Source organism: Shewanella sp. Pdp11 (assembly GCF_002838165.1).
GTDB lineage: Bacteria > Pseudomonadota > Gammaproteobacteria > Enterobacterales > Shewanellaceae > Shewanella > Shewanella hafniensis.
Genome location: NZ_CP015194.1, coordinates 3,188,509 through 3,199,628 on the forward strand (window position 1 = coordinate 3,188,509; position 11,120 = coordinate 3,199,628).

10 protein-coding genes and 1 pseudogene are annotated in these 11,120 nt (G+C 41.8%); 2 read left to right on the forward strand and 9 right to left on the reverse strand.

Annotated features, from left to right (window positions below):
- Positions 1–158: 158 nt before the first annotated feature.
- Positions 159–977: a tRNA (adenine(22)-N(1))-methyltransferase gene (locus AYJ58_RS14145; RefSeq protein ID WP_106650609.1), complete on the reverse strand. Its 819-nt coding sequence runs from the start codon at positions 975–977 to the stop codon at positions 159–161.
- 255 nt (positions 978–1,232) lie between these two features.
- Between AYJ58_RS14145 and AYJ58_RS22235 the strand changes: the two are divergent.
- Positions 1,233–1,448 (forward strand): annotated as a pseudogene (locus AYJ58_RS22235) (glycoside hydrolase family 97 protein); the annotation flags it as partial.
- A 52-nt stretch (positions 1,449–1,500) separates the two neighbouring features.
- On the opposite strand, the gene AYJ58_RS14155 reads toward AYJ58_RS22235, so the two are convergent.
- The 3 genes from AYJ58_RS14155 to AYJ58_RS14165 are packed head-to-tail and all read right to left on the reverse strand — an operon-like array spanning position 1,501 to position 5,176.
- Positions 1,501–4,581, reverse strand: a complete 3,081-nt coding sequence (locus AYJ58_RS14155) for a Tn3 family transposase (protein WP_106650610.1) — start codon at positions 4,579–4,581, stop codon at positions 1,501–1,503.
- A gap of 23 nt (positions 4,582–4,604) precedes the next feature.
- Positions 4,605–4,916: a type II toxin-antitoxin system RelE/ParE family toxin gene (locus tag AYJ58_RS14160; protein WP_106650611.1), complete on the reverse strand. Its 312-nt coding sequence runs from the start codon at positions 4,914–4,916 to the stop codon at positions 4,605–4,607.
- A complete protein-coding gene (locus AYJ58_RS14165) occupies positions 4,916–5,176 on the reverse strand; it encodes a type II toxin-antitoxin system Phd/YefM family antitoxin (protein WP_011638898.1) in 261 nt (86 codons plus the stop codon). Before AYJ58_RS14165 ends, AYJ58_RS14160 begins: the two co-directional genes overlap by 1 nt.
- A 169-nt stretch (positions 5,177–5,345) precedes the next feature.
- Here AYJ58_RS14165 and AYJ58_RS14170 point away from each other — a divergent pair, with 169 nt between their 5' ends.
- On the forward strand, positions 5,346–5,966 hold the full coding sequence (locus AYJ58_RS14170; RefSeq protein ID WP_106650612.1) for a recombinase family protein: 621 nt from the start codon (positions 5,346–5,348) through the stop codon (positions 5,964–5,966).
- Between the two features lie 71 nt (positions 5,967–6,037).
- Here the strand turns inward: AYJ58_RS14170 and AYJ58_RS14175 are convergent, their stop codons facing one another.
- The 5 genes from AYJ58_RS14175 to AYJ58_RS14195 all read right to left on the reverse strand — a co-directional run bounded on the left by AYJ58_RS14175 (position 6,038) and on the right by AYJ58_RS14195 (position 10,836).
- A complete protein-coding gene (locus AYJ58_RS14175; protein ID WP_106650613.1) occupies positions 6,038–6,868 on the reverse strand; it encodes a patatin-like phospholipase family protein in 831 nt (276 codons plus the stop codon).
- A gap of 2 nt (positions 6,869–6,870) precedes the next feature.
- The gene (locus AYJ58_RS14180) at positions 6,871–7,527 is read right to left on the reverse strand and encodes a hypothetical protein (protein ID WP_106650614.1); all 657 of its coding nucleotides are present in this window, start codon (positions 7,525–7,527) and stop codon (positions 6,871–6,873) included.
- A 506-nt stretch (positions 7,528–8,033) separates the two neighbouring features.
- Positions 8,034–8,366: a TraR/DksA family transcriptional regulator gene (locus AYJ58_RS14185; protein WP_011787803.1), complete on the reverse strand. Its 333-nt coding sequence runs from the start codon at positions 8,364–8,366 to the stop codon at positions 8,034–8,036.
- 90 nt (positions 8,367–8,456) lie between these two features.
- Positions 8,457–9,311: a universal stress protein gene (locus AYJ58_RS14190; protein ID WP_106650615.1), complete on the reverse strand. Its 855-nt coding sequence runs from the start codon at positions 9,309–9,311 to the stop codon at positions 8,457–8,459.
- Positions 9,312–9,345: 34 nt separating this feature from the next.
- Positions 9,346–10,836, reverse strand: coding sequence for a SulP family inorganic anion transporter (locus AYJ58_RS14195; protein ID WP_106650616.1), 1,491 nt, complete (start codon positions 10,834–10,836; stop codon positions 9,346–9,348).
- Positions 10,837–11,120: the final 284 nt, after the last annotated feature.

Consider the following 11,120-nt stretch of genomic DNA (forward strand, 5'->3'; position numbering starts at 1 on the left):
TAGCGATTACAAGCTTAATTATTAACGGCTTAAGCTAAAATCGTTTTACCCATAATGTTAAGATCGCGATGCATTATCTCTTTCGCCTGATTTTCATCTTAGCTGCTCTTCTTAGGTTCTCAGCGTAATTCCCAAGCAGCAAAAAGACTCAAACTCACTTATGCTCCCCCATGTTCACTCAAGATCAGGGCCAATTGCTGCTGATAGGCATCAATCATCGCTGGTGTTTGCTTATGCGCCGGCATGCGCTGGTAATGACCAATCAGCTGCGACAGATAGCGCTGCGCTCGCGGCAAACTTGTTTCATCTAACGTCTGCCACATTAACGAACCTGTAGCACTGATAGGCAGACCATTTGGCTCCACGATTGTAGTGACATGGAGGATTTCGTAGAAACGTTGATTCTCTTCCAATAAGTGTTCCGACTTCAGCCCTAGCCCTAAGGCTGTGAGTGATTGCCTAACGTAATAATTATGATGCACGGGACACAAAATAAACTCGAGGTGGCGCTGTGGGTGTTGAACTAAGATTGCCCGCACTAAGTCCACCAGCAATTCACCACCCACACCAGCGATAATAATCAACTGTTTATCTTGGACACGGGTTTGCCCGAGCGGTAAAGCCGCGACATCGAGACAATGCACTTGCCACTGAGTATGACAATATAAGTTTGAGTTTGATTCTGGGTTTGACTGTAGGTCTATGTCTGGGTCTATGTCTGGGTTTAAGTCTGGATCTGAGTGTGGCGCTAAATTGGGATTAATGCCTGATATCTCTGCGGGGAAGAAACGCTGCAACCGCAGTTCAAGCGCCTGCATCAGCGAAGGCACACAATCGACAAAGTGCACTTGGCGGGCAGCGCTTCTTTCTAACAACAGCATACCGAGCAAACCATGATCGCAGCAGCAATCCCAAATATGATCGTAATGACCACTGATCATGCTGTTTATCTGTTGTAAACGTTGGCTAATTTTCACGGTTTGACCTTACTGCTGCGGCTCCAAATGCTGTAAATCCCACTGTAAATTGCATTTTTACGCAAAAATAAAGCGCGCATTTTACCCGAGTCAAACGCAAACCACATCTTTTGTTCGTGCCCTCGCAGTGCTTCTCGTCACTCCTGTTAGCCCACGCCTTAATCTGGTGAATACGTATGCAAGCCGTTGCGGTTAAAAAGCCATCACCACTAGTATGCTGTGAGTCACATTCATTATAAAAACAAGGATCAAGGAATGTTCATCGAGACGAACCCTACTCAGTTAATTGCCCGCCCGCGTTCAGCGCGCCAAAAGCTATCGCAAGCACTATTGAGCCCCACACTTATCGCCCTTGCGGTCACGAGTCTCTTTAGTGCCAACGTATTTGCCAAAACCGTTACCGTCAGCTCACCCAACCAACACATTCAAATCAGCTTGAGTGACGATACTGGCCGCCCCGAATATAAAATGGCTAAATTTGCCCAACGCGCCAAAAATGTAAAGTTAGCTTTAAATTCTAAAATCACTCACTTGAATTTTCGTTCTCAATCAGCGCTTGCTTCCAATATTCTGGTTCAGCATATCGAGCAACCAATGCATCGATATCTATTTTTGAGGTTGATGGACTAAACTCAAAATTGCCATACATATTTATGTGCTGCCATGCAACGGGCGAAATACTGTGAAGCTGAGCCAGTGCGTTTTGATCTCCTAGAGTTTGTTTCTGTTCATAGACACGAGATAGCAGCACTGTGTTGTAGTAAATGACCGCGTTGGTGATGAGCCGAGAGCATTCATTCCAAATTTGTTGCTCCTCTTCTGTTTTTACTCTGAATTTTCCACCGTTAACAAATGCAACTGCTCGTCTAAGACGATGGTAGGCTTCGCCACGATTTAATGCTTTTTGTACACATTGACGTAAGCCAACATCGTCGACAAAGTCGAGAATGTATAGCGTTCGGCATATATTTTCCAACTCCCATAATGCTTTCTTGGTCTGATTCTGACGCGAATAGCTCGAGAGTTTGCGAACAATCGTGGCTTGAGTAACATCTTTTTGAGCTAGCGATGCCATGATACGTTGAATATTGGGCCATTCACGTTCAATCAATTCATCGTTGGTTTTTCGGGCAGGCTTTATTAGCCAGTCACCACACTCATTGGGATGTTGTGAGCCGACTAATGTATCCATTTTCTTATGCAAATCACGATAACGAGGTGCAAAATGATATCCAAATGCATGCAAAATCCAAAAATTAACCTGATTGGTACCATGGGTGTCAGTGGAATGCCGTTCTGGCTTTATATCAGAGGTATTGTTATGCAATAAATCGAAAACGTAATGGCTTTCATGTTCGTGAGTCCCAATAATCTTTGCATTTATAGGAACATGATTTGCAACCAACGTGTAGGCGCTGACACCTTTCTGTAAACCAAAATACTTGGGAGAATATCGAGCGTTAAGGGTGTTAATTTGCGTTTCTATCCGCTGACCATCGCTACTTGAATGAAGTGTGTCCTGAATATCATAGAGATGAAATGCGGGTAGCTGGCTGGTCGCATTACTAATCGCATCATTAGCCGCTCGTAATGTCTCCAAGCGTAGATAATTTCTTGATGTCCCCGCCATTGATGCTGAGCTAAGGCCTGAAACCTCAGCCATTTTTGCTAACCCCATGTTTGTTCCCATCGCAACAATACAGGCGAAAATTTCACGGGGATCAGCTTCATGCTTTACATAACGATCTAATACATGGGTAAATGCATTTAAAAATCCAGTATTACCCGCAACAAACCACAGTAGATCCGCAATACCAATTCCTGGTAACTGGCTGTAAAAATCGCTATTAACAGATTCATCACTGCTCGGATAAAGCAGCTTCCAACGACGCTTTTCGGCAGCACCCATCACTTTAATATGTTTGTTGACCCCATCAGAAATGTGTTGGTTAATCGCACTATAACGTGCTGCTAGCATAGTATGAAATACAGCCAGAGTATCTTGGATAGGGGCCAATAAAATGGGCGCACCAATATCTTGCAATACTCGTTCTTTATCCTGCCATCTAAGATCGCTTATTAAGTCATCTTCAAAGCGGCGAAATTCATTACTATGTTTAACGTACACATCACCCGCTTCCAGTGAGTTGCGTAGTAGGCGATAGACCAAAAACTCATAGCGATCTACATCAAGCGTTTTAAATGTTTTGCCCTCTTTACTAAACAAATATCGGCGTAAACCTTTAGGAATAATCTCAGTCGGAAATGCATTAGGATCAGTTTGCCTTGGTGATTTTTCTGTGCGCAATAAGTTTTGTAAAAACCCGATAGCTTCAAGCAAAGGAGAGTCTTCTACACGTCCGGCAAAATCCAGATCAGTAAAAAGTTGCCTTAAGTTACGTTTGAATGTGGCGGATAATTTTGTGTAATGTAACCATTCAAATGCCGTTTTGTCGAAAGCAATATTGCGTAAGTAATCAGCAACTAATGGGAATCTCTCTTGTTCAAGCAATGCATAGGCTTTTTCTTTAATAATGGAAAAAGGTGTGTCATCGGTGATGGTGTCATCCGTAAACAGGCTCAATACATGACCCGCAGCCTGTAAATTTTTCGCTGCATTGGTAACCGCATTATTCATTGCTTCTTCAGCGGCACGCTTGGCCTGTTTCTCGTATTGATCGACCCAATGGAGCAATGCTTCAATTAAGTTGTCATTAATTTGCTGAAACCGATGAAAAGCAAAAAACAGCAGATATAACTGAGCAGTCTCTTTTTTCATGCGTTGAAGTTTATAAGTGGTATAAAACTTAACCATAGAAGCATAATACTTGCCGCTTTCATTGGAGATCCCCGCTGTTATGAGGAACTGCTTGGCAAACTCATGTAGAGGCTGGAAAAACTGCCGCCGTGCGACTTCATGTCGCAATTCTTTATAACTGAAATCTTTAGCTTCATGTTTTAATGCGCTGACGCGAAATACTCCTGACTCAGCCCGAAGCAAAGCCGCTAATTGCTGATCGATAAGTGAAGTCATGCAAGTGCTAAGTAATCGAGCAATACGGGTGCGTTCATAAGCCACCACTCTACCAATCATCTCTTGCATATACCGATAACTGGGCATGACAATACGGTGTAATGCTAAGTATTGGGTTAATTCACGAAAGATAAAGATAGGTTGTGTCGATAACATCGCAACCCGCTGTGCTTTATCTTCCAAATCAACTTTTACCTCATTATCACATTGTTTATACTGGAATAAATCAAGAATTGCTCGTTGTTGTTCAGCCCTAATCGGTCTTGAGGGACTTTTCAGCCTTGAAAGCGTTTTGGTGGGAAAGTACAGCGCGGCAATGTAATCCAAGTCATTTAGTACTGACGATTCTTGTTCATAACTGAAAAACTGCCGTTTGGCTTTGAAATAGCCCAGTTGCAATACTAAATGGGCTGCCACAGAAAACGTTCGGGTATTGTCGAATAGCTCGCGCTCTTTAGCACTTAAGTCAAAATATAATCGACGATCATCATCTGAGAAATGAGGTAATCCAAACAGTTCATCTATTTCATCAGTTGACAAAATAGATAGCCGCCGAACGTCATTTTTCATGGTGAACCCCCTATTTCACTACATCAAATAATTTCCCGCTCCGCGAGATGTGCAAGTGGAACCATACTTTTATGTAAGATCCCAAATACAACGAATTGATGCTCATGTTGGATGTAATAGATGACATGACTTGAATAAGGGAAGCTAAACACATTCATGCGTACCTCGGGTCTATTTTTCCCAAGGCTGGGTGTTTCAGCCAGCAGCTGAATCGTTTGTCTAAGTCCTGATAAATATGTCTTCGACTGAGTCGTTCCCCATTGGGCTAACGTAAAGCGGTGAATACCTATCAGATCAGATTGTGCATCGGGCGTTAAATGATAAGTTACCGGCATTAGTCATACTGCCCTGCGGCCAGCTCATCAAAAAAGGTATTACCATCAACCAAATTGCCCATTTTGATGTCAGTCATGGCTTTCACCGCTTTGGATTGAAGCAAATGTAATTTTAGTGTCTCGATACTTTGGTATGCATCAGCTGAAATCACAACGGCCACAGGCTTGCCATTTTTATTAATTTGGATTGGAGCTTGTTGAGCTTTGAGCAACAAATCTCCAAAGTGAATTTTTGCTTCATTGGCTGAAAGAGTGTTCATTTATCACCTTTAAACGAATCGTTCGATTCGCTCAATTTACACCAGTTGGGCGATAAAAGTCAAAAATGCACCTTATCAAAAAGTATACTATTTGATAGCTCTGGTTATTGTCTATCAAAACTACTATCATAAGTACATTATCAAAACCTTTATAGAGATATGGTAATTTATGTCCAGAGTTGGTTATGCTCGAGTGAGTTCCACGGGTCAAAGTTTAGAAGTGCAGCTCAGCAAACTGCATCGAGCTGAGTGCAATAAGATATATCAAGAAAAACGCAGTGGGAGGACGGCTGAACGGTCTGAATTTCAATCTTGCATGAGTTATTTACGTGAAGGGGATACTCTAGTGGTAACCCGACTTGATCGTCTTGCTCGCTCAGTCATCCACTTAGCCCAGATTGCTTCGCGTTTCCAACGTGAAGGGATAGATTTACTCGTTATCGATCAGAACATTGATACGAGCACTTCGACTGGGCGACTTATGTTCAATATGTTGGCTGCTATTGCTGAGTTTGAAAATGACTTGCGTTCAGAAAGGCAGGCTGAAGGTATCGCAAAAGCACATGAAAATGGAGTTAAATTTGGCAGACCCGTAAAACTTACGGACACCTTAAAACAAGCGATTTATGATAAAAGAGCTGAGGGGGCCACTATTGGGCAACTCGCCAAGGAGTATCACCTTGGAGAAGCCTCTATTTATCGGGCAATAAATTCAGTTAATCAATCAATTGTTTCCCCCTACTCGATAGTTGTTGAAGCGCTACGAGGTGATGGAAAAGACAAAGCGTGATTGATACTGACTATTGTATGTATGGACGTTTCAAATTAGCCTTACTGTATTAACGCAACATCAAAGTATGATTAATTTCCCTTATCTAAAAAGCGCATTCCTGCTTTTAAACCTTGCCGATATCCGAGGTCAAGTTTTTCTTGTGATCGGGTAAATCGACCTACAGGGAAAGACTTAGGTGGGGATATTACGCGAATTTTGCAACCAATAGGTGGGGAATCAATAAAAGCCAATGTACGATTATAATGTATATGGCGATTCAGCATTGCTTGATAAAGTGCTGGGTATCTTTTAGCGAGAGATGTTAGCCAGCGTAACGTATGTGCTGATTTTTTTCGATATCCATGTGGCCTTGATAACACGACGGTTATGTCTCTTGCTCCTTGCCTATAAGCAAATTCAACCGGAATTGAATCAGCAATCCCACCATCTGTCATTGGTATATTGTCTACAATAGGATAGTCACGATAGGCCAGTGGAATGGCACAAGAAGCAATAATAGCCGCATGGTTGAGATTTTGGTCAACCATCTTATAGTAGTGAGCTTTACCTGATATTACACTCGTTGTGACCACCCAAAGAGGCGTGAAAAGATGGTTATTCAGCGGTTCACTATGATAAGACTCACGCCATAACCATTCCACATCACATAAGTGTCCACCTTTAAAAAAACGCGTTAAGTTGATGAAGTTATCACTGGTTGCATAATGTTTAATTATTTTCTCACTCCGACCTAATTGCTTATTTAAATATCCCACTAAATTCGTTGAACCTGCTGAAACACCAACACTGAAATCAAAATCGTAGTAATTGTAAGCGATTAAAGTATCAAGTACTCCTGCCGCAAAAATGCCACGCATGGCTCCACCTTCGACAACTAATGCTTTTATTTTATATCCCATTTTCAATGTTCTCCCACACAATAACTGAGATTTTCATGGAACGATTCAATGAATACGTAAGCAAATATACCGTGTGCGAGTCTTATTTGAGACCGTTGTTGTTCTAAAACGATATTAAATCCATAATTTTGAAGAAGGTAGAGTAATATAGACTCACCTTTAGTACCACTGTCACCAATATAATAAGTTAATATGATTTCTTTCTTTTCAAATAGTAAGTTTTGCATTTGGTCTTTATGAATACCAACAAAACCTAACGATAAAACATTTGGAGATTCTGACGCACTAAATTCAATCTCATCTTCATGCTCAGTTTTGATTACAAATTGGTAACGTGCTAAGTCTAAAAGAAAACCATTCAAACGCTCAAATGATGTTTGACCGTGCACTTTTGAGTTATGATGATAAATATCTCGATAACGATTCAGCCTTTGATTCCAACGAACTTCAAACCCATTTTTATCAGGTGAAAATGCATTATAAAAATGCTTTAACCCTGATAGAGATATTTTTCTTTCGCGCCTCAACCTTTTGAATTCTTTGACAATAAAATCACTAAACTTATTGGCACCTCTATTTGAGAAAATAAGTTTATTAAGAAATCGCTTAAGCTCTATATTTAACATATAGTGATAAAGCTCTATATCCTGTTCGTTCATCGAGACCCTTTAATAAAATAAAAGTTATTAAATATCTAATGAAGATAAGTGAAATGGTAAAATTCAAGTACACGCATACCAGCATCACTTATTTCACTAACAATCGAAATAAGTTAATACTCAGAGGTTCTGAGCTGATATGGCGATAATTTACATTGGCTTAAATATACTCAATTTGATTTAGAATAATTAATTATATCACCATTTGATAATATGTAAATAACATGACTTACGCATCAAGTAGTGTATGGAATAAATAGTGCTTTAGCTAAATTTACATAACAAAAAATATCATAAAACGTTCTGCCTTTATTGACACATAAAGATATCGTCAATATTTTTAGTCTCCTCTTTAACGACCACTATTCTACATATTTCTGAATAACGGATGATGCCCAATATTTAGTAAATAAAATGCAGTTATCTGAACATATTAATACAAAAATTAACACATTACATAATTCCATTGCACTAAACTAAAGTGCCTTAGCCTAACATTAATATTTCTACGAACAGTTAATGCAGCGAGTCACGGTAGGATCAAACATAAGCCGATTCAAATCGATATCTTCACCACAGACAAAACAGCTGCCATATTCATCGCTATTTATGCGCAATAATGCACCTTCAATAACTTGTAACTGATGCTGCTTGCGTCTGGCAGTTTCTAATTCCATTTGCTGTCCTTGCAATGCATCTATACGTGAAAGGCGTCCGAGTCGTGATTGGTCAAGTTCGACAACTTGCACATCACTCGTTTGTGCTGCAATCTGCGCTAACAAACTTTCCAGCATTTGCTGTAACTGTAAATGCAGTTGTTGCTTTAGCTGCTCGTTCATTTCACCTCCAAACTTAAGCGTCAGAACCTATCTCTATTACTATGCACTAATCAGCGTCTTAGATACTGATTAGTGCAATATCAATAGCTGTTAACGCAATAATAATAATGGGATATGGCTTTTACTGATCATCTTTGTGGTATTACTTCCCACAAAAAACTCTCTTATCCGCGAATGGCCGTAGGCCCCCATCACCATAAGATCGATTTGATGCTCAAGTTGATAGATCTCAAGAGCCGTTTGAACTTCTCCCTGACAAACAGCGGTAACCACATTGAAATTCGCCGCCATCAGAGACTCCGCGACCAACGCCAGTTCTGCTGTCGCCTGTGATTGAGCATCAGACACCATCACCAAATGACATTCAAGCCCTTTTAAGAGTGGACTTGTTAGCACTTGATTAAGGGCTTTTTTTGCGGTCACACTGCCATCGTAGGCAATCATAAATCGTTTCGGTGCCTCAAACTCAGTCATCACCACCAAAATAGGCTGCTTAACTGTGCGAATGACGTTTTCTAGATGGCTGCCAATGGCCTGCGCTTGATCTTGATGTTGCTCCCCTTGACGCCCCATTACCACCAGTCTGGCATGGGATTCTTGTTCTAGCAGGGTTTCAACTAAGTCGCCATGACGCTGCAAAGTCGCAACAACGACATTAGGTTGGCTCTCAACAATACGAGCCATTGCATCTTGTAGCATATACTTACCCTGCTCGAGGGCGAGTTTGCCACGACGTTCTTCAAGCTCAACCATCTCGCTAAGTAAGTGCTCCCGCGTTCCTAGGCCGATATTTCCAGATAGATTCGACTCTATCGGATAAGCTGACTTATCCAATACATGCAATAACGTCACTGGCGCATCCAGTTGATTTGCAGCCCAGCTACTGGCGTCACATACGGCGGGTGTCACATTTGAACCGTCGATACAGGCAATCACATTTGTCATCGTTTTATTCCTTTTTTGTTGTGTTGCTAATGGCTTAGTGACCAGACATCATTTTTTCGACTTCTTCAGGCTTATCATGCACCCCAAATTTATCGACTATGGTGGCACTGGCTTCATTTAGGCCAATCAACTCGACCTCAGTCCCCTCACGGCGGAATTTAATCACCACCTTGTCGAGGGCCGATACTGCCGTAATATCCCAAAAATGCGCTTGAGATAAGTCGATAGTGACCTTATCAATCACTTCCCTGAAATCAAATGAATTACTGAACTTATCTGCCGAGGCAAAAAAGACTTGCCCAATAACCTGATAATAACGTCCTGTGTCAACAGTAGTCGTTGCACTTTTGACCACCATAAAACGGCCCACTTTATTAGCAAAGAACAGGGACGCGAGTAATACCCCTACAAATACCCCAATCGCTAAGTTATGGGTAGCGACCACCACCACAACCGTCGCTACCATCACAAAGTTGGTCGACATTGGGTGATGCTTAAGGTTACGAATAGAATCCCAAGAGAATGTGCCGATAGCCACCATGATCATCACGGCAACCAGTGCCGCCATAGGAATAAGCTTTAACCACTCACCTAAAAACACCACCATCACCAATAGATAAACACCTGCGGCGAAGGATGATAAACGTCCGCGACCACCCGATTTAATGTTGATGATTGACTGACCAATCATGGCACAACCTGCCATACCGCCCATTAGCCCCGCGCCAATATTGGCAATACCTTGGCCCTTACACTCGCGATTCTTATCGCTTTGGGTATCGGTTAAGTCATCGACTATGGTGGCGGTCATCATGGATTCCAGCAAACCCACCACGGCAAGTCCTGCCGAGTAAGGAAAGATGATCATCAGAGTTTCAAGGGTCAATGGCACTTCAGGCCAGAGGAAAATAGGTAACGTATCAGGCAGTTGCCCCATATCACCGACAGTACGGATATCGACACCCATATAAACCGTAAACACAGTTAACGCTATAATGCAGACTAACGGTGAAGGTAAAGATTTACCAATCACAGGGATGAGTGGGAATAAGTAGATAATGCCAAGGCCTGCAATCGTCATCGCATAGACATGCCAAGTCACATTGGTCAATTCGGGCAACTGAGCCATAAAAATCAGAATCGCCAGCGCATTCACAAAGCCCGTCACCACAGAGCGGGAGACGAAACGCATCAAGCTACCGAGTTTTAAGTAACCCGCAGCAATTTGCAGTACACCGGTTAATAGGGTCGCCGCGAGTAAATACTCGAGGCCGTGTTCCTTCACTAAGGTCACCATTAACAGTGCCATAGCGCCCGTTGCCGCAGAGATCATGCCAGGACGACCACCTGTAAACGCGATGACGACTGCGATACAGAATGAAGCATACAGGCCGACCTTAGGATCGACACCTGCAATAATTGAAAAGGCAATCGCCTCAGGGATTAACGCCAGCGCTACTACAATACCGGCTAACAGATCTCCACGTATGTTGGAGAACCACTCTTTTTTCATGGTTTGAATCATGTTACTCACTCTGATTAAAATTAAATCAATAACAAAAGCTAACGCAAGCCATATACACAGATGTGCAAAGACAAGAGCTTTTATCGTCAACGTGACGAATCACTATTAGATTTATGGAGGTACAACAAAAGCTACCGAAGGGTAGATACTACGAACGGATCTGAGCGATCCAAAATGAAGGGGTTAAACTAATGTGGCTTAAAGCTCATTACAGAAATTATCCTTACAACAGTTAAAATGAGTAAAATTTTGATTTTTGGCTATATACAGAAACACAATATAGA